Source organism: Polaribacter marinaquae, assembly GCF_038019025.1.
Taxonomy (GTDB): Bacteria; Bacteroidota; Bacteroidia; order Flavobacteriales; family Flavobacteriaceae; genus Polaribacter; species Polaribacter marinaquae.
This window is the reverse complement of the sequence record NZ_CP150496.1, coordinates 124,868-143,786: the sequence shown is the minus strand read 5'-3', so window position 1 is coordinate 143,786 and position 18,919 is coordinate 124,868. Positions and strand designations below refer to the sequence as shown.

The 18,919-nt window shown below is 29.4% G+C and carries 17 protein-coding genes; 6 read left to right on the top strand and 11 right to left on the bottom strand.

Annotation, left to right across the window (positions count from 1 at the left end; translation table 11 throughout):
* Positions 1–76 precede the first annotated feature (76 nt).
* Together WG950_RS00635 and WG950_RS00630 are read left to right on the top strand one after the other, a co-directional pair.
* The gene (locus WG950_RS00635; RefSeq protein WP_077809590.1) at positions 77–658 is read left to right on the top strand and encodes a tRNA-(ms[2]io[6]A)-hydroxylase; all 582 of its coding nucleotides are present in this window, start codon (positions 77–79) and stop codon (positions 656–658) included.
* Between the two features lie 16 nt (positions 659–674).
* Positions 675–1,106: a DUF4268 domain-containing protein gene (locus WG950_RS00630; protein ID WP_077809591.1), complete on the top strand. Its 432-nt coding sequence runs from the start codon at positions 675–677 to the stop codon at positions 1,104–1,106.
* Between the two features lie 62 nt (positions 1,107–1,168).
* On the opposite strand, the gene WG950_RS00625 is transcribed toward WG950_RS00630, so the two are convergent.
* Complete coding sequence (locus WG950_RS00625) at positions 1,169–1,507, bottom strand: DUF4870 domain-containing protein (protein ID WP_340933417.1); 339 nt, start codon at positions 1,505–1,507, stop codon at positions 1,169–1,171.
* A gap of 178 nt (positions 1,508–1,685) precedes the next feature.
* On the opposite strand from WG950_RS00625, the gene WG950_RS00620 reads away from it, so the two are divergent.
* The 3 genes from WG950_RS00620 (at position 1,686) to mnmE (ending at position 4,627) form a co-directional block, all read left to right on the top strand.
* Complete coding sequence (locus WG950_RS00620) at positions 1,686–2,186, top strand: Dps family protein (RefSeq protein WP_077809593.1); 501 nt, start codon at positions 1,686–1,688, stop codon at positions 2,184–2,186.
* Positions 2,187–2,235: 49 nt separating this feature from the next.
* Positions 2,236–3,138 (top strand): mechanosensitive ion channel family protein, encoded by a 903-nt coding sequence (locus tag WG950_RS00615; protein ID WP_340933415.1) that lies wholly within the window; start codon positions 2,236–2,238, stop codon positions 3,136–3,138.
* A gap of 94 nt (positions 3,139–3,232) precedes the next feature.
* Positions 3,233–4,627, top strand: a complete 1,395-nt coding sequence (gene mnmE, locus WG950_RS00610) for a tRNA uridine-5-carboxymethylaminomethyl(34) synthesis GTPase MnmE (RefSeq protein ID WP_340933413.1) — start codon at positions 3,233–3,235, stop codon at positions 4,625–4,627.
* Between the two features lie 58 nt (positions 4,628–4,685).
* Here mnmE and WG950_RS00605 read toward each other — a convergent pair whose 3' ends face one another.
* The 5 genes from WG950_RS00605 to WG950_RS00585 all read right to left on the bottom strand — a co-directional run bounded on the left by WG950_RS00605 (position 4,686) and on the right by WG950_RS00585 (position 9,317).
* Positions 4,686–5,165 (bottom strand): DUF4625 domain-containing protein, encoded by a 480-nt coding sequence (locus WG950_RS00605; RefSeq protein WP_340933411.1) that lies wholly within the window; start codon positions 5,163–5,165, stop codon positions 4,686–4,688.
* Between the two features lie 52 nt (positions 5,166–5,217).
* Positions 5,218–5,988, bottom strand: a complete 771-nt coding sequence (locus tag WG950_RS00600) for a DUF4625 domain-containing protein (protein WP_340933410.1) — start codon at positions 5,986–5,988, stop codon at positions 5,218–5,220.
* 49 nt (positions 5,989–6,037) lie between these two features.
* Positions 6,038–8,407, bottom strand: a complete 2,370-nt coding sequence (locus WG950_RS00595) for a TonB-dependent receptor (RefSeq protein ID WP_340933407.1) — start codon at positions 8,405–8,407, stop codon at positions 6,038–6,040.
* A gap of 176 nt (positions 8,408–8,583) precedes the next feature.
* Positions 8,584–8,892, bottom strand: coding sequence for a hypothetical protein (locus WG950_RS00590; RefSeq protein WP_340933404.1), 309 nt, complete (start codon positions 8,890–8,892; stop codon positions 8,584–8,586).
* Positions 8,893–8,939: 47 nt separating this feature from the next.
* On the bottom strand, positions 8,940–9,317 hold the full coding sequence (locus WG950_RS00585) for a MerC domain-containing protein (protein ID WP_340933401.1): 378 nt from the start codon (positions 9,315–9,317) through the stop codon (positions 8,940–8,942).
* Positions 9,318–9,463: 146 nt separating this feature from the next.
* On the opposite strand from WG950_RS00585, the gene WG950_RS00580 reads away from it, so the two are divergent.
* Entirely contained in the window at positions 9,464–9,838 is a 375-nt protein-coding gene (locus WG950_RS00580) for a Fur family transcriptional regulator (protein WP_340933399.1), read from the top strand.
* 87 nt (positions 9,839–9,925) lie between these two features.
* Here WG950_RS00580 and WG950_RS00575 read toward each other — a convergent pair whose 3' ends face one another.
* The 5 genes from WG950_RS00575 to WG950_RS00555 form a co-directional block, all read right to left on the bottom strand.
* Positions 9,926–11,578 (bottom strand): alpha-amylase family glycosyl hydrolase, encoded by a 1,653-nt coding sequence (locus WG950_RS00575; RefSeq protein WP_340933396.1) that lies wholly within the window; start codon positions 11,576–11,578, stop codon positions 9,926–9,928.
* Between the two features lie 8 nt (positions 11,579–11,586).
* The gene (locus tag WG950_RS00570; RefSeq protein ID WP_340933394.1) at positions 11,587–13,461 is read right to left on the bottom strand and encodes an alpha-amylase family glycosyl hydrolase; all 1,875 of its coding nucleotides are present in this window, start codon (positions 13,459–13,461) and stop codon (positions 11,587–11,589) included.
* Between the two features lie 9 nt (positions 13,462–13,470).
* Positions 13,471–15,891 carry a TIM-barrel domain-containing protein gene (locus WG950_RS00565; protein ID WP_340933392.1) on the bottom strand — a complete coding sequence of 807 codons (2,421 nt, stop codon included), beginning with the start codon at positions 15,889–15,891 and terminating at the stop codon, positions 13,471–13,473.
* Between the two features lie 36 nt (positions 15,892–15,927).
* Positions 15,928–16,896 carry an alpha/beta hydrolase gene (locus WG950_RS00560; RefSeq protein ID WP_340933390.1) on the bottom strand — a complete coding sequence of 323 codons (969 nt, stop codon included), beginning with the start codon at positions 16,894–16,896 and terminating at the stop codon, positions 15,928–15,930.
* An 82-nt stretch (positions 16,897–16,978) separates the two neighbouring features.
* Positions 16,979–18,913, bottom strand: a complete 1,935-nt coding sequence (locus WG950_RS00555; RefSeq protein WP_340933388.1) for a glycoside hydrolase family 13 protein — start codon at positions 18,911–18,913, stop codon at positions 16,979–16,981.
* Between the last annotated feature and the right edge of the window lie 6 nt (positions 18,914–18,919).

The window sequence follows — 18,919 nt, the reverse complement described above, 5'->3', positions numbered from 1 at the left end:
TTAATTAATTTGTTAAAAGTGAAATTTTTAATATCTTAATTACCTTAATAAAAATAAAATCTACTAGTTATAAAAGATGTTAGGATTACAATTTGAAACAGCTACTTCTTGGGCAGAAATTGCCAAAGTAAATTTAGAACAAATATTAACAGATCATGCTTTTCTAGAACAAAAAGCTGCTTCTAACGCAGTTTCTATTATTATTAATTATTCTGAAGAAACAGAGCTTGTAAAAGAAATGAGTAATATTGCCATAGAAGAAATGCAACACTTTAAAATGGTGCATTTATTGATGGTTAAAAGAGGAATGGTTTTAGGAAGAGAACAAAAAAATGATTACGCAGTAAGACTACAAAAGTTCTTTAACAAAACAAAAGACAGAACAAATGCCTTGGTACAACGCCTACTAATTGCCGCGTTAATAGAAGCCAGAAGTTGTGAGCGTTTTAAAGTTTTTTCTGAAAACATGGAAGATGAAGAACTTTCTAAATTCTATAAAAATTTAATGATTTCTGAAGCAAACCATTATACAACTTTCTTGTCTTTTGCTAGAAAATATCAAGATAGAGAAATTGTAGATGAAAAATGGAATGCTTTGCTTGCTTTTGAAGCAGAAATGATGAGAGAGCGAGGCAATAGTGCAAAGATTCACGGATAATAACACTTTATAGCACATGTTTTCTAAAGCAGAAGCAGAATTAATACGTAAAGAATTTTGGACTAGTTTTGGCAAATCTTTTCCAAAAAAATGGTTACTATACAACACTAAAGTAAAAGGCTTGTCTTTTAAATTTGTTGCAGATAGAAAAAAAGCTGCTGTTTGTCTAGATATCGAAAATCCGGATGAATTGGTAAACCTACTCTACTACGATCAAATGCTTTCTTTAAAAGTTCTATTAGAATCAGAAATACCAGAAGTAATTTTTGATGATGATTTCTTGTTAGAAAATGGCAAAACTATTCATAGAATTTATGTTCCTTTTGATAAAAAGTTTAGCATTCATAATAAAAATACCTGGCGAGATTGTTATGAGTTTTTTGTTGACACAATGACAAAATTCGAAATGTTCTTCTACGAATATGAAGATGTTATCAAAAACATATAAATATTATAAATAAAAAAACCGTCTTTAAAAGAGACGGTTTTTTTGTGGACTATAATTAGCTATTATTTTAAAAATTTGATACTAAAAGGATAATTTGGTTCTTCATTATTATTCACTTTAATGGCATTTATTATCGGAAAAATTAAATAAAATATACCAATGGTGATAAAACCTAAAATACCTAAGCCAAACAAAAATATTAACGGTATGCAAATTAGAATGTAAATAAACATCGAAATTCTAAAATTTAAAATAGCTTTTCCGTGCTCATCAATACCAAAAACCTCATCTTTTTTTAGCAACCATAAAATTAATGGAACTAAAAAACCACCGATTCCTGTTATAAAGTCTAATAACTGACTTAAATGCATAACTACTAATAACTGTTTGTCTTCTTTCATGTGTATGTATAATTGTTTTTAAAGTTGATTACCTATTAGACGCTAAAACCCTTGTTCTGTTACAAAAAACTTCAAAAAACCTAGCAATATAGCATTTGAGTTAAGAAGAAAACTATTTGAGCAAAACGAAAACGAAGTACTAATGTAATTTTGTATTAAACAATTAAAACATATAATTATGAATTATTTAAATATAGAAAAAGATCAAATTTTACCAGTTGTAACAGAATTAAACGTGCTTTTAGCAGACTACCATGTATACTATCAAAAACTAAGAAACTTTCATTGGAATGTATTAGGAGAAAACTTTTTTGACCTACATAACAGATTTGAAGAAATGTATAATGATACAAAAACTAAAATCGATGAAGTTGCAGAAAGAATTATTACTTTAAAATACCACCCTATTAGTAAATTATCAGACTACATAGAAATTTCTAGAGTAAAAGAATCTAGTCCGTTACTAACTGATAAAGAAATGGTAGCTACAATTATAGACGATCATAAGATTTTAATAGAACAATTAAGTAAAGTTATTGATAGAGCAGATAAAGCAAATGACGAGGGTACAATAGATTTAATTGGTGCCTACATTAGAGAGTTAGAAAAATCTACTTGGATGTTGAATGCTTGGTCTAAAAACACCAAAGATGCTTTAGATACTAGTTTTGTTAAATAGTACTTTTTATTTCCGATTGAAATAAAGTGTTAATTAAATAAAATATAAAATGAATAAAATAGTAGAAAAGTTAGAAACCTGGAAAGATATATTTATTAAAAACATACCAAACATTGCAATTGCATTGGTAGTTTTAGTGATAGCATACTTTGCCTCTAGAGCAATGAATTCTATCGTAAATAAAACTATTGGTAAAAGAATTAGGCAAAAATCTGTTAGAGATTTAGTCTCTAGAGTTGCCTCTGCAATTACCATTTTAGTTGGTTTATATCTAGCCATGACAGTTTTAAAGTTCGACGATACATTAAAAACAATCGTTTCTGCAGCTGGGGTTTCTGGTATTGTTATTGGTTTAGCCTTACAAGGTACTTTATCTAATACAATATCTGGTGTGGTTTTATCATTCAGAAAAAACCTAAATATTGGTAATTGGGTAGAAACAAACGGTTATGCAGGTGAAGTTATCGATATCAATTTAAACTACTTTGTTATTAGAGAAGCTGATAATAATATGGTTGTATTGCCAAACAAAACTATTTTAGAGAATCCTTTCAAAAATTATTCTTTAACAACTAAAATGAGGATTTCTATTGAATGTGGTGTAGAGTATGGTGCAGATTTAAAGAAAGTTGAAAAACTTACCACAGAAACAATCAGAAAAAACTTTAATCAAGATGAAATAGGTAAAAAAGTTGAATTTTATTTTACAGAATTTGGAGACAGTTCTATCAACTTCTTATGCAGATTCTGGGTAGATTCAGAAAACGCTTTAGAGAAATTAAAAGCAAAAAGTAATGCGATTATGGAAATTAAGCAAGCCTTTGATAACGAAGGAATTAATATACCATTCCCGATGAGAACTTTAGAGTTTGTACCAAACAATAAACTAAATTTATCTCAAGTTAAAGAGAAGCAAGATTCTAAAAAAGAAGAATATTTAGAAAACGCATAACTAAATACAATTATAAATTTCAATTAAATCTGTCAATTCATTTTGACAGATTTTTTTTGTTCCATTCACAAAAATCTTTACGTATTTTTGCATCATGATTAAAAACGACACTATTATTGCTTTGGCTACACCATCTGGTGTTGGTGCAATTTCTGTAATTAGACTTTCTGGTGAAAACGCAATTGATATTGTAGATGCCAATTTTAAATCTATTAAAAAAGATAAAACATTAGTAACCCAAAAAACACACACAATTCATTTGGGTCATATTATCGAAAATTCTATAATTATTGATGAAGTTTTAGTCTCAGTTTTTAAAAATCCTAATTCTTATACTGGTGAAAATGTTGTAGAAATATCTTGTCATGGTTCTAGCTTTATTCAGCAAGAAATTATACAATTATTTCTAAAGAAAGGTTGTAGAATGGCTGATAACGGTGAATTTACAATGCGTGCATTTTTAAACGGTAAGATGGATTTATCGCAAGCGGAAGCTGTAGCAGACGTAATTGCCTCTAATTCTGCAGCAAGCCATCAAATGGCAATACAACAAATGCGTGGCGGAATTACAAACGAACTAAAAAACTTAAGAGCACAATTATTAGATTTTGCAGCTTTAATAGAATTAGAGTTAGATTTTTCTGGTGAAGATGTAGAATTTGCAGACAGAACCAAATTTAAAGAATTGGTTGCAAAAATAACTTTTGTATTAAAACGTCTAATCGATTCTTTTTCTTTTGGAAATGCCATGAAAAACGGAATTCCGGTTGCAATTATAGGTGAACCAAACGTAGGAAAATCTACGCTTTTAAACGCTCTTCTTAATGAAGAAAAAGCTATTGTTTCTGATATTGCTGGTACAACAAGAGATGCTATTGAAGATGAATTAATTATAGATGGTGTTGCTTTTAGATTTATTGATACCGCTGGTATTAGAGAAACGGAAGATGTTGTAGAGAATATCGGAATTAAAAAAACGTATGAAAAAGCTGAAAATGCACAACTAATTATCTTTTTAATAGACTCTAATAAATATGCATATTCTAGAGAAGATTTTCTAGAAGAAATTGACACCATTAAAAACCGTTTTCCTAATAAAAGACTGTTAGTAATTGCCAATAAAATAGACACTTTATCTTGTCATGACAGTTCTATTTTACAATCGGATATTGAAAATTTACTTTTAGTATCTGCAAAAAGTAAAACAGGTCTAGAAACTTTAAAAGATGAATTAACCTCTTTGGTAAATATTGGTGCTTTAAGTAATAACGAAACAATTGTAACAAATTCGCGTCATTTTGAGGCATTAAACAATGCTTTATCTGCAATAAATTCTGTACAGCAAGGAATCGATTTAGAAATTTCTACGGATTTATTTTCTATTGATATTAGAGAATGCCTTCGTTATTTAGGTAATATTACCGGAGAATATGATGTTGATAAAGATATTTTAGGACACATTTTCAGTAATTTTTGTATAGGAAAATAAAATTAAGATTTTTTTCAGCATTAATAAGCTGAAAAAAATCTAAGTTCTAAATGTTAATTTATTCTACTATTTTAATATCTACAGAAGTTCTAGATTGCCAACCAGTTTGGTCTGTTACAGAATATGCACAATGATAATCGCCAGTATCAATATCTTCTGGAATTTTAATTGATACATTAATTTCATAGTTAGTTTGTTCTCCTTCGATCTCAAAATTTTCCACATAAATTAACGGACTATCAGCTTGCTTTAAGGATTCTAAGCTACATTCTGCAATTTGATCATCGTGCGTATGATGATCGAAATTATGGTGAATATCTATACTATAAGAAGCCAAAGCTTTATTATCTGTAACCTTAGCTCTAAAGCTATAAATTTCTCCTCTTTTTAATTGAGTACATCCTTTAGGAAAACCTTCGTTGTAATTGATAGTTATTGTCGGTTTTTCTTCATCTATATCTACGTTGTCACTACCAGAACAAGCACTAATAAATAATGTAAATAATAAAAGATAAAAATAATTTAGATTTGTTTTCATATAATAAGGTTTAAACCGCACACTAAATTAGTATGCGGTTAATTAGATTTAATTATTCAGTTACATCAATATGAGTTTCATATTCTTTAATGTTACCGTCTTCATCTTCTACAGTAAACATAATATGATACTCTCCTGCTGGTGCAGTTGCTGGTATATCAATGTGCTCATGAAATTCTACTGAATTTTTATCATGGTAACCCTCTGTATATTCTTTTTCAAAATCCCATTCTACTTCTCCGTCTCCTACTGCAAGATCATGTGCATGAATATCTACAGAAATACTGTGGATTCCGTTTACAGCATCAATCATAAATTCTGCGTGTAAATCTTTACCTCTTTGAGCTGTTGCATCCACAGACATATCACTTAAAGTAATTGGGTCTAAAACATCTACATGTCCTTCAACTTCTGTAGTATTTCCTAATTCATCAGTAACTATTAATTCTACATGATATTCTCCTGCAGGAATATTTGCAGGTACATCTACATGCTCATGAAAAGTTGGATTAATAACTAAGTATTTAGCATCTGTATAAACTTGCTCAAACTCCCATTCTACTTCGTTATCTCCAACTGATAAATCATGTCCGTGGATATGTAAAGTAATACTACTTATTACTGCTTCTGCAGTTATATCTGCTTCTAAATGAATATCAGAACCTTTATATGCAACTTGGTCTGTTGTATGATCACTTCCTTCCCCGAATTCGAAGTTAGAAATTATTGGTGCGCTTAATTCAATTTCTTCTTCACTACTACAAGATTGTAAAGTAATACCGACAAAAGCGATAATGGCTAAAAGTTTAAAATTTGTTTTCATAATTTTGGTTTTCATTGTGTTTAAATTAATTATTGTTTGTTGATTAATATTAAAAAGGAATTGTAAAGGATACAGATACGTTTCTACCTGCTTCTGGCACATCTATTAATCTGTAAAAGCTAGTGTGATTAAAATATTTAGTATCGAAAACATTATTTAGTTTTACTCTCATTTCTACCGGATTGTTGTTTTTAAAAACATCTAAATCTGCTAAAAAAGACATATTTAAAACCTGATAACCAGCTGTTTTTTCTTCTGGTGGCACAATTTCTTCTTGTGCTGCGGTTACTCTTAAATCTGCGATAAATTGCGGATTCTTAAAAAAGAATAAATTTTCTAACTTATAATTAACAGATAAAACAGTAGATAAAGGCGGAGAAAAAGGAAGTGTAAATCCTTCTTTTTGTCCGCTTGTTTGTCTAGAATACACATACTCTAAAGATGCATTTAATAATAGTTGCTTTGAAACAGCTGCACTTGCTCTTAACTCGCCTCCTACTCTAAACACTTTTGCTTGTGTGTACTCGTAAATTTGTAAAGTTTCGTAGTAATTTGGTGTCGGATTTAAATAGATATAATTATCAAAAATATTTACAAACGGACTTACACCAATGCTAAATCTATCATTTGAATGTTCTATATCTAAATCTAATTGATAAGAAACCTCTGGATCTAAATTGATATTACCTCTTTCATATCTATACATATGATAATTAACTCCATCCGAAGCCAACTCACTAGACAAAGGCATTCTAAAACTTCTACCTACATTAACCTTATAAGTTGTTTTATTATGAATATAACTAAGACCAAAAGAAGCACTTAAATTACCAAAGTTTACCGTTTTATTTTTTGATCTCTGTAAAAACACATTAGATGTAGAACCATCATTATTATTTACTCTAGATTGAAACCAATCAAAATATGCTTTTGTATCTACAAAACCATAATCATAACGCAAACCTCCTAAAAAATGTAAATTAGAATTAATCTCAAATTGATCGTATGTAAAAGCTCCTACTGTAAATCGATTATATTCAGGAATCAAAAATCCCCAACCACCAATATTATTATCTTGATATTCTACATTTAAACCTACAACCATATCGTGTTTATAATTAGGTTTAAAAGCATCTCTTGCATTAAATGTAAAAGTATTTTTCTTAAAAATTCTTTCTACAGGATTTGGAGGAGTTGGCATAAACCCATGTGGCACAGGTTCTGAATGTTTTTCTCTATGATTTTTTTGAAATCCGAAGTCGAAATGCAACGTATGATTATCTAAATTAACTGTAGTGTTATTTGTAATTTTAAAGTGATTTACTTTGTGAAACGGCAAATCGACATCTCTATTAGAACGATCATAATCTATACTAGAAGTTCTAACTTCTAAACCGTGTGCATTTGCAAAAAATCCGTTTTTAGCATTTACATTACTAAATACAGTTTCTGTAGTAATATTTTCTCCAACAAACCCAATACTAAAACTAGCATCTGCCTCATTACCTGCTGTGTTTCTTAAATTATTATCATGTAAATTAAAAATATAATTTTCATAATTAATTTGATCTGCTGGCACTTTGTAATCTGCATAATCTCTGTAAGTTAAGCGACCACGATAAAACCAGTTTTGTTTTCGAGTAGAAATTCCTGCAGAAATTCCTAATAAATCGTTATTGGTTTCTGCTAGAATATTTACTTCTCCTTTTGTTGAATTTGGTAACGGAATTTTATTTGGCTGAATATCTACAACACCGGCAATTGCATCCGAACCATATAATAAAGATGCGGGGCCTTTAATAATTTGAATATTTTCTATACCGTGTTGATCTATTTCTAAACCATGATCGTTTCCCCACTGCTGTGCTTCGTGTTTGATTCCGTTTTGCACAACCGCAACTCTATTAAAACCTAAACCTCTAATTACAGGTTTAGATTGACCAGAACCAATATTAATAGTGCTTACCCCAGGAATTTTACTAAGAGTTTGCATTAAACTATTTTCTCTATTACTTTTTAAAAATTCTTTTGAAACCACTTGAGATACAATTGGTGTTTCTTTAAGCTTTCTTTGTTTAGATTTTCCTAAAACTTTAATTTCGTTTAATGTTGTAGTGGCTTCATTCAAATAAATAGTTAACTCTTTGGATTCAGAATTAATAGTTTCTGATATTGTTTTGTCTATAAAACCAACATGAGAAACCTTAAAACTATAAGTACCTTTTATTAGATTATTTAATTTAAACTCACCTTTTTTAGAGGATATAGCATAGCCTTTCTTACCAATAACATTAGCACCTTCTATAGGTTTTAACGTTTTTGCATTTAGAACAGTTCCGTTAATTTGATAAGTCTTTTGTGCTGTTATATTAAAACAAATACTACAAAAGAGTATTAAACTCAATAAAAATTTAAACATAATTGTATTCTATAAGATTTATACAATATTCTCTAACAAGAATTTTGATAAAACCCGTACATTATTCCGTCTTAAAAAGACAAACTAAATTGTTATTAATCTACTAAAATGCAGATAATTAGATATTATTATTTACCTGTAAAAGTCTACAGTAAATACTAAAAGTTGATAGAAAATTAAACTAAAGAAGGTGGTGGTCTCGAAAGGAGTTTTCTTAGTTTTTTGTTTTTAGAAAGAGAAAAATTGTAGTTAACTATTTCTTCTTTTTGTAATGTAAAATTAGTAGTACTTACATCAAAATCAATTGAATTTGGTACAAGTGTAGGTGTTAAATTATGATCTATAGAACTGTCGCAAATAGCGCAATATATTACATCGTCACTCTCATCAGAATGCGATAAACTATGTATACCAGCCATTTTCATAGATAGAAAAAGCGCTAGTAATAGATAGGTAATGCTATTTTTAACAATACTTAGTTTCATTATTTGTATTAACTGAAACCTCTAAAATTATTCAGAGATTTCCATTTCTAATTTGTTTTAAATCTTAATAATTTCCAATTTAAATAATGCGCATAAGAAACAATAAAAGCACCAGCAACGGTATTTACTATTTCAAATATTTCTGACAGATTTAATCTACCAAATGCAATTAATAAAAAACCTAAAAAAGCAATTATAAGTGGCTTACTATTTTTATGAATCTTTTTATAGCTGGGTAATAAAGAAATTATGACAAAAATAAGGCCGAGACTAATAAATGCCCATTCAATAAATTTATTTCCTAGAAAATGTAAACTACTTAAAGATGAAAATGAAAGTAATAAAGGTATTGTTGCACAGTGCATAGCACAAATTAAAGAGCTAAATAGAGCTACAATATCTATAGAGTTGTTATTAATTTTCATTTTTTTTTATTCCCGTTAAACAAAGTAAATTAGCAAAACCTTCTCGTTAAAGCAATGTTGTCGCGTTAACAAGGTTGCAAACATATTATATTTTTTATAATATTGCAATATAATCGCAATAATTATTGCAAATACATCGTATTAATATGAAAAGAAGAAGTACACCTACTAAACAAGCTGTTTTAGAAGTAATTACAAAAACAGGTAAAGCGATGAGTCAAGATGCTATTGAGAAAAAAATTGATATTGATATCAACAGAGCAACTATTTATCGCGTTTTAAATCGTTTTTGCGATGACGGCGTGCTACATAAAGTAGTCGCAGAAGATGGTAAACAGTATTTTGCATTGTGTAAAGAGTGTGATTCAGAAAAAAAAGAAGTACATCATTTTCACTTTAGATGTGTAAACTGTGAAACTATAGAGTGTTTACCAGATGAAGTAAACTTTACTGTACCAAAAGATTACCAATTGCAAAATGCCAATTGCGTTTTAACAGGAATTTGTAAAGAATGTGCTTAAAATTAAAAAGTTTGTAATAACATAAAAAAAGCCTCATTATTTTTAAGAATAATGAGACTTTTTAAATTTATCAGAAAAATAATTTAGTTATTTTTTTTCAAGTAAAACAATATCAAATTCAGATTCTAATGTAACTAACCCTTGTTTTACTATCGAAGATTTTTTTGAATAAAAATCATGGAGAGTATCTCCATTTTCAAAAACAGATTTTACATTTATTACTTTTTTTCCTTTAGGTAAATTAATTCCAGCAATAATTTTATCATCATTTCTAATTCTAGAAAAAATCAAACCGTTTTCATCACTAATTAAATGATGTCTTCCTGCTCCTACTGCCATATGATTTGCTCTAAATTGACCTAATTTTTGCCAATGAGTCATAATTTTTTGAGTCTCTGCATCTTGCTCAATATCATTCCAATTCATAAAAGAACGTAAAGTTGCATCACCAACTGCGCCATCTATTGTTAAATCTCTTGCAGATTCGTCTCCGTAGTATACTTGAGAAGTTCCGGGAGTTAGCATTAACATTGTTGCCGTTTTATAAGGCTGTTTTCTTTCTTTATCAAAAGGTTGCCCATCATCATGAGAGGTTAAGTAATTTAAAATTCCGTAATCTTTTAATCCATTATTTAAAATTGAATCATATTTACTAAAAACATCTTTAGCTGCCATTTGTTTCGCATTCCATTTAATTTCAAAATTTATCAAACTATTAAAAGCTTTGTCAAAATAGTTTACTTTTTTATCACCAAAATTAAATGCCTTTTCTGCTGAAATACCATAGTTATAAACTTCTCCTACCAAATAGAAATTCGAATTATCTAACACTTTTTCTGCATTATTTTTTTTAAATTCTTCGAAAGCAAAATCACATTCTTTTTTAAATTCTTGCCAAACAAATTCTTCCGTATGCTTTACTGTATCAACTCTATAACCATCAATTCCAAATTCCGTAATATAATCTGTTAACCATTTCATGATATAAAAACGTGGCGCTCTAGGGTGTCCTGTTCTTTCAAAAAATTCGTCAAGTTCTTTTAATTCTTGTTCATACCTTCTTTCTGCTTTCCATTTTGCTACCAATTGTGGTGGCAACTCTACATTTTTATTACTTTCGGTTCTAATATCTGGTAAATTTTTAACTAAAGTACAAGTAATAGTGTTTTCGTAGTTACTATACTGACATTGTGGATCTGTTCTAACCCAATCTGATGGCCAAACTGAATCTTTATCTGTAACCGGACCTGTATGGTTAATTACAGCGTCTAATAATATTCTAATTCCGTTTTTATGAGCAACTGCAACCAATTCTTTTAAATCTTCTTTGGTTCCGTAGTTAGGGTCTATTTTAGTCCAATCTTTTGCCCAATAGCCATGAAAACCATAAGAAACTCCTGTACCTTCATCTGTCGCTCCGTGAATTTGCTCTACAATAGGAGTCATCCAAATAGCATTGATTCCTAAATTTGTAAAATAACCTTCTTTAATTTTATTTGTAATTCCTTTGATATCTCCTCCTTTAAAACCTCTTAAGGTTCCGGTTTCTTTAGTTCTATCAAAATTGATATCATTTTCTAAATTCCCGTTATTAAAACGATCTGTTAAAAGAAAATAAATATTTGCTCCTTCCCAAGTAAACTCTTTTGTTTGCTTATCAGCAATCTTATTGTTTTCCGCTTTTTTTTGACTACAGCTAATTGTTGCTGCTATTAAAAATAAAAATAATAGTTTTTTCATGCTAATTATTATTGAAGTTTTAAAATGTAAGATTCTAATGGATTAATTTGTAAGTCTATAGTACCTCTACCCTCTTTAACCTTTAAACCAAAAGATTTTTCTAAGTATAATTGGTCTTTTACGACATAATCTCCGTCTTTTAAATTCCATTTTTTTATGATGTTTGCCGGAACTTCTAAATTGAACTCAAATTCTTTTTGATCATCAAAATTAGAAACAATTATCAATTTTTCGTTTTCAGACCAACGTACAAAAGATAATATTTTAGAAGAATAGTTAGCTGTATTGTCTCTGTTGTATTTATGAATATCTTTATAATTACCCATTAAAGCATCACTTTTAATGGTAAAATTTAACAATCGCTTGTAAAAATCTCTTAAAGCCAATTCTTGCTTTGTAGATTTACCGCCATCAAATTGTTTATTATTTACCCACCTTTGTAAAGATGGCACACCTACATAATCAAAAATAGAAGTTCTTGACGGTGTTCCAAATCCTGCGTTTTCAGAACCATCCTCACCAAATTCTTGCCCAAAATAAACCATAGTTGGTGCTGTAGAAATGGTTGTAGAAACTACCATTGCTGGTTTTCCTTTTTCTGCACTACCAGCAAATTCTGGACTTGCAATTCTTTGTTCGTCATGATTTTCTAAGAAATGTAACATATGATGTTCTATATCTTTCAATTCTTCTTGAATTGGCGGAATGTTATCTGTTAAACCATGACCTTGCATTACATGTTTTATAGTATCATATAACTGTACTTTGTCATATAAATAATCCATTTTTCCTTTTTTAATGTAATCTCTATACATTTTTGGATTGTATACCTCTGCCAATAAAAAAGCATTTGGATTTTTCATTTTAATTGCAGAATTCATATAGCTCCAAAATTCTACAGGTACCATTTCTGCCATATCATATCTAAAACCATCAACACCTTTTGCAGTCCAATACAAAGCAATATCTTTAAATTTCACCCAAGAATTTGGCACTTTTTTATCTTGCCAAAACTTAAAATGTTTTTTGTAATCTTCATTATCAAAACCTTGTGGCAATTCATCAAACTCTTTTTTTCCTTCTAGCGAAATACCGTAATTTACTTTAACAGTTTCATACCAATCATAAAAACTAGGTTTTACAGATTTAGATCCATTTCCTGTCCATTTTGCTGGATATTCTTCAAATTTTAGATCAGACAAAACATTTTTTTCTCCTCCTAAAGGTTTATAACCATTTAAAAAATCTGGAACTTCAAATGCTTTATTTGGTGTGTAATAAAAATTATTATCGACATGATATACTACAGAAGTATCATCATCTGCACCAAAATCTTTTGTTCCTTTTGGGTTTGTTAAACTTTGATAGTTTCTAGCCACATGATTTGGTACAATATCTATAATAACTTTTAAACCATTTTTATGTGAACGATCAATTAAAGCTTCAAATTCTTCTAATCGATTTGCTACATTTTCTGCTAAATCTGGATTTACATTATAATAATCTTTTACAGCATAAGGAGAACCTGCTCTACCTTTTACTACATCTGGGTCGTCATTAGAAATACCGAATGCTGTGTAATCACGTATAACATCATGATGCGGCACACCTGTGTACCAAATATGAGTAATTCCTAAATCTTTAATTTCTTTTAACGCCTTATCTGTAAAGTCGTTAAACTTACCTACACCATTTTCCTCTATTGTTCCCCAAGGCTTATTCGTTGTATTTGTGTTACCAAATAATCTTGTAAACACCTGATAAACAACTACCTTTTTTTTACTCGACACAGATTTTTCTTTTATTTCTGTTTTCTTTTCTGATGTACAACCTAAAGTTATAATCAAAATTAAAGTTACTAAAGCGCTATTAATTCCCTTCATTATTTTTATTTATTTTAATGAAATTTCTATTTCTAATTCTTTATCAGTACTCCATGTTAAAGGAATCGAAAGTGTATTACTATCCACAGAAACTCTTTTTCTTTTTCCGTTTACTTTGATTTTTTTAGGATTGAAATTGATATTATGAATAATTAATTGGATTTCTTTTTTCTTCGGATTCCAATTTTTACCTAAAACAACATCAAACTCTATTTCTAAATATTTCTTTGAAAAAGCAGCGTCAAACTCTAAAATTTCATAAGCGCCTTTTTCAAAAGAATTAGCTGTTTCGCCATCATCATTATAAAAAGTTCTTTTTGTTGCTTGCTTTTCTTTATTAAAGTAGTAATGAACTTGCAATTTATCCGAATTATAGTTGTCTGTACTTTGCACAACATCAGACATTAAAATAAATGCGCCTTCTCTTACATAAGTAGGTATTGAATTCTCTTTTACATTAACCATTTTAAATTGCCCGCCTTCTACTTTTTCATTTGTATAAAAATCTATCCAATTGGCAGTTTTAGGAAAAAATACTTGTTTTGTAATCACAGAATCTTTTAAAATTGGTGTAATTAAAAAATCTTTTCCCCACAAATAAGTAGATGAATTTGTAATTAATTCAGGCGTATCTTCTTCAAAAAAAACAGGACGCATTAAAGGTGTTCCTTTTTGATTATTTTGAAAAGCTAAATTGTAGTTATAAGGCAATAATTTATAACGCAATTCAATAGATTTTTTTGCTAATTGCATTGTTTCTTTAGTTCTAAAAACGGGCTCGCTAGCTACTTCTTCTTGCGCATGCGGTCTAAATATCGGCTGAAAAACACCATATTGCAACCAACGTGTATATAAATTATCGTCTAAATTTGCTCCGGCAAAACCACCTAAATCAGAATGCATATATCCAAAACCTTGCATTCCCATTTGCAATGCAATTTCTGGTTGACTTTGCAATCCGCCCCAAGTTCTATTTACATCACCAGACCAAGGTATCATACCAAAACGTTGCGAACCAGCAGCACCAGCGCGCATTAAAATAAAGGGTCTTTCGTTTGGATACTCTTTCTGATAACCTTCAAAAATTAATCTAGCCCAATCATGACCGTAAATATTATGAATTTCATCTGCTTTTTTAGTTCCAAAATTTACCCAATACGGTAACACTTCTGGTTCTCCTAAATCTCCCCAAAGTCCTTTTACGCCAATATTTAATAGGTCTTTATAAATATTCCAAAACCAATCTTTTCCTTCTTTTTTGTAAATATTTACAATACCAGTATTTCCAAAGTAAAAATCATATTTAGCTGGCTTTTGTACAGAATCTGTGGCTAAAACTCCTTTCTCTGCAGTTTCTTTCCATTTAGAAGAATTTGATAAAATAAAAGGCTCTGTAATTAATACAGTTTTAACTCCTTTATTTTTCAATCTAGAAATCATTCCTTTCATATCAGGAAAAGAATCTTTATCAACTTCTAAATTACCCATTGTACCTTGAATTGTTTTACCAAACCAATACAAATCTAAAATAACAGCATCTACAGGAATCTCTTCTTCTTGAAATTTAGCAATCGTTTTTTCTGTTTCTTGCTGTGAATGATAACCAAACCTACTAGAAAAATTTCCTAAAACCCATCTAGCTGGCAATGGTTGTTTACCTGTTAACTGTGTATAATTTTCTATTAAATCTTCCCAAGAATCACCAACAACAACTTGGTATGTTTTACGACCAGAAATAGTTTCGTAGGTTAAAGAATTGTCTTTTTTACTATCTAAATCTAAATATCCAATTGGTGCATTATCAAAATGAATCATGTATTTCTTAGATGAAATTACCAACGGCAAAGTAAAATTCATTAGTGATGCTTTTGTTTCATAACCATATTGCGCTCTATTGTATAAAGCTAATCGATTACCTCTTCTATTCATACCTAAAGCTCTAGAACCTCCACCAAATAAAATTTCGTCTTTTGTTAAATTAAATTCAATTTTCTCTGTAAAATCATATACTATATTTCCTTTTACATTTTCTAAAGGAACATGTTTAGATTTATAATATCCTAATTTTTCTGATGTAACAACTTCTCCGTTAAATTGATATTCAATTTGAAAAGGATTGTGATTGATGTGTACAGAAATTCCGGTTGTATTAAAAACACTTTTATCATCAGTAATTAAAGGTGTTACAGTAACCTTTTTAGGCTCCAAAATAACTGCATGCGATTTTTTTGTGTAAGCTTCTCCTTTCGGAATAAATGTAGTTTCTACAATTTTATCAGAATAAAATTCTATAAAATAAGTCCCATCATTTACATGAACCTCTAATCTATTTTTAGATTGATCAACATTTTGAAAAATTCTACTTGAATTTTGAGAAAATGAAGAAATTGATAAAAAAAGTAATAAAATAAATAGCTTAAGTGTTTTCATATTTTATAAACAACTAAATTATAATGAGTGTATCTATTATTTCTTCAACAGAAAAGTTAACGGAATATGAATTCTATTTTGCCAAGAAATTTCTGAATGATCTGTTCCTTCGAAAAATAAGTTTCTATAATTGGCTTCTGTATAACCGTTTTCTAAAAAAATAGCATCTACTTTAGGTGCATACTGTGGATAATACTGATCTAAAGTTTTGTTACCGTAATCAAAATATATTTTATGTGTTTTTGCATTCGGAATATTCTTTTCCAAATAAGTAAAAATAGCATTTGGTAACGGATTATTCTCTTTTGGTAAAGCGCCAACCCAATGTACAGAGATACAAGCAGCACCTTCAAAAATAGCTGGATATTGAGAAATTGCATACATAGACATTAAACCGCCCATAGAAGAACCAGCTATAAACGTATTTTCTTTATTTGTATGTACAGCGTAGGTTGCGTCTATGTAAGGTTTTAAATCTTTTACTAGAAATTGCAAGTATGCATCACCTGTTAAATCTTCTAAACCAAAACTACTATTAGAAAAACTTTTTAAAGTTTCTAACTCTTCTGCAGATAAAAAGTTCATAGCTTTTTCTGGAAACAAATCTAGCCATCTTATCTCAGGTATGTTATGAATACCAACTACTATAAAATCTTTGGTAATACCTTCTTTCATTAATTTTGAAGCAACTTCATCTATTTTCCATTCCTGCTTATTCCAAGTAGACGTTTCATCGAATAACATTTGACCATCGTGCATGTATAAAACTGCATATTTTTTTTCATCAGAATAATTTTCTGGCAACCAAACATCTACAGGTCTTGGTGTAATGTGTTTTGCAGGAAAAGAATCAATACGGATTATTTTTCCTGCGGATAATTGCACAGATTTTAAAACTTCAGCATTAATCTTAGTTTTTTTAACCTCCTCTTTAACTATTTCTTGTTTTGTTTGTTTGCAAGAAAATAGCATCATAAGAGAGAATAATAATGATAAATATTTCATGTTTATATATTTTTTGAATTGTTATCTATACAATTTGATGGTTAAATCGAAATTTATAAAAGTAACAATACTAAAAGTTGAATTATAATTTTGTAGTTAAAATCGTACTTCCTTTTTCTGATAGTTCTATGACATCATTCCATATAAAACTTTCTCCGGTAATTAGATTTTTAAACTTTTTACCTTCTAAACCAACTTCTTTAAATCGATTTAAATCTAACGAAATTGAACTTTTATTTTTATTAATGATATGAACAACTACCTCATCATTATAAATTCTGAATAAGAAATAAGTTCCTTTATATGGTGCAAAATGTAAAGTTTTACCTTGTTTAATTGCATCACTATTTTTACGATAATTTAAAATGGCTTTTACAAAATTTTGCATCGATTTTTGTTCTTCTGATAAACCTTCTTTTGTAAAAGCATTTATTGCATCGTCTTTAAAACCTCCAGGAAAATCGGTTCTTATCAAACCATGGTCACCAGGCTTTGCAGTATCATTCATTAAAATTTCTGTACCGTAATATATTTGCGGAATTCTAGGCAACATCAACATATAACTTAATGCCATTTTTGCTTTTACAACATCTTCCTGCACTTCGGTAAACAACCTACTTTTATCATGATTATCTAAAAAAACCATAATATCTTTTGGTGAAGCATAATAAAAATCATTTGCCAAACCTTCGTATAATTTTACCAAACCTTTGTCCCAAGATTCTTCTTCATTAATACCTTCAATAATGGCTTTTTGCATTGGAAAATCCATGGTAGATTTTAAATTAGACTCATAACCATCTTTGTTTTTTGCGCCTTTTTGCCAATAACCTACCAATAAAGGATTGTAACTCCATTCTTCTCCTACAATAGAAAAATTAGGATATTCATACATAATTGCACCAGCCCAATCAGACATAAAATCTTTGTCTGGATAAGGATAAGTGTCTTGTCTAATTCCGCCTAAACCTAACGTTTCAATCCACCAAATACTATTCTGAATAATATATTTTGCTAAATACGGATTCCTCTGATTTAAATCTGGCATTGTCGATACAAACCAACCTTCGTTGTTTCCTTTTCTATCACTTTCTGAAGCATAAGAATCTTGATTAGTGGTTCTTCTATGATTAGAATTTATGTTGGTTTTATTGTTCCAGTTTTCTATGTTTTCTTCATAATTCTTTTGATTATTTACCCAATCTTCAAAAGGTAAATCTTTCATCCACCAATGTTCTAAACCGCAATGATTTGCAACTTGATCCATTATCAATTTCATGCCTCTTTTTCTTAATTCATCTGCTAATTTTTTATAGTCAGATAAATTACCAAAACGAGGATCTACTTTATAATAATCTGTAATTGCATATCCGTGGTAAGAACCATTGTACATGTTGTTTTCTAACACCGGTGTTGGCCAAACCGAAGTAAAACCTAGGTTTTCTATATAATCTAAATGATTTGTTATTCCTTGTATATCACCACCATGACGCTTGTAACCATGCGACCTATCAATAGTAGTTTCATGTAAATTTTTGTTGATATCGTTAGATGCATCTGCATTTGCAAAACGATCTGGAGTAATTAAATAAATAGCATCAGAATTATTAAAACCTATAAAATCTTCTGCAGCTTTTACTCGAGATTTCAACTCGTAAGTATGTGTTTTTTTAGAACCGTTTTCGAATTTAAAAACAATGTCAAATTTTCCTGGTTTTGTGTTTTTATCAATATCCAAATCAATAAAAAGGTAATTTTTACTTTTTGCTTTGTTTACTTTCTTAATTGTAACGCCTGCGTAAGAAATTGTTGGTGTAGCATTGCCAATACTTTCTTCTTTTACTAATAATTGTAGTGATGTATTTTTAAAATCTACAAACCAATTTGGCGGTTCTACTCTTTCTAAAAAAGTATTAGAAATAGAAACCTCAGAAACATTTTTAGAGGATTCTGATGTATTACAAGATTGTAAAGCAACTAAAATTGCAACTAAAAAAATGTTTCTGATAAGTTTCATGAACTA

What these genes read in the sequence shown, in the direction of transcription:
- WG950_RS00635 (WP_077809590.1), top strand. Translation starts at nt 77, where the DNA reads ATGTTAGGATTACAATTTGAAACAGCTACTTCTTGGGCAGAAATTGCC.
- WG950_RS00595 (WP_340933407.1), bottom strand. Translation starts at nt 8,407, where the DNA reads ATGTTTAAATTTTTATTGAGTTTAATACTCTTTTGTAGTATTTGTTTT.
- WG950_RS00615 (WP_340933415.1), top strand. Translation starts at nt 2,236, where the DNA reads ATGAATAAAATAGTAGAAAAGTTAGAAACCTGGAAAGATATATTTATT.
- WG950_RS00620 (WP_077809593.1), top strand. Translation starts at nt 1,686, where the DNA reads ATGAATTATTTAAATATAGAAAAAGATCAAATTTTACCAGTTGTAACA.
- WG950_RS00555 (WP_340933388.1), bottom strand. Translation starts at nt 18,913, where the DNA reads ATGAAACTTATCAGAAACATTTTTTTAGTTGCAATTTTAGTTGCTTTA.
- WG950_RS00600 (WP_340933410.1), bottom strand. Translation starts at nt 5,988, where the DNA reads ATGAAAACAAATTTTAAACTTTTAGCCATTATCGCTTTTGTCGGTATT.
- mnmE (WP_340933413.1), top strand. Translation starts at nt 3,233, where the DNA reads ATGATTAAAAACGACACTATTATTGCTTTGGCTACACCATCTGGTGTT.
- WG950_RS00590 (WP_340933404.1), bottom strand. Translation starts at nt 8,892, where the DNA reads ATGAAACTAAGTATTGTTAAAAATAGCATTACCTATCTATTACTAGCG.
- WG950_RS00560 (WP_340933390.1), bottom strand. Translation starts at nt 16,896, where the DNA reads ATGAAATATTTATCATTATTATTCTCTCTTATGATGCTATTTTCTTGC.
- WG950_RS00625 (WP_340933417.1), bottom strand. Translation starts at nt 1,507, where the DNA reads ATGAAAGAAGACAAACAGTTATTAGTAGTTATGCATTTAAGTCAGTTA.
- WG950_RS00580 (WP_340933399.1), top strand. Translation starts at nt 9,464, where the DNA reads ATGAAAAGAAGAAGTACACCTACTAAACAAGCTGTTTTAGAAGTAATT.
- WG950_RS00605 (WP_340933411.1), bottom strand. Translation starts at nt 5,165, where the DNA reads ATGAAAACAAATCTAAATTATTTTTATCTTTTATTATTTACATTATTT.
- WG950_RS00575 (WP_340933396.1), bottom strand. Translation starts at nt 11,578, where the DNA reads ATGAAAAAACTATTATTTTTATTTTTAATAGCAGCAACAATTAGCTGT.
- WG950_RS00565 (WP_340933392.1), bottom strand. Translation starts at nt 15,891, where the DNA reads ATGAAAACACTTAAGCTATTTATTTTATTACTTTTTTTATCAATTTCT.
- WG950_RS00585 (WP_340933401.1), bottom strand. Translation starts at nt 9,317, where the DNA reads ATGAAAATTAATAACAACTCTATAGATATTGTAGCTCTATTTAGCTCT.
- WG950_RS00570 (WP_340933394.1), bottom strand. Translation starts at nt 13,461, where the DNA reads ATGAAGGGAATTAATAGCGCTTTAGTAACTTTAATTTTGATTATAACT.
- WG950_RS00630 (WP_077809591.1), top strand. Translation starts at nt 675, where the DNA reads ATGTTTTCTAAAGCAGAAGCAGAATTAATACGTAAAGAATTTTGGACT.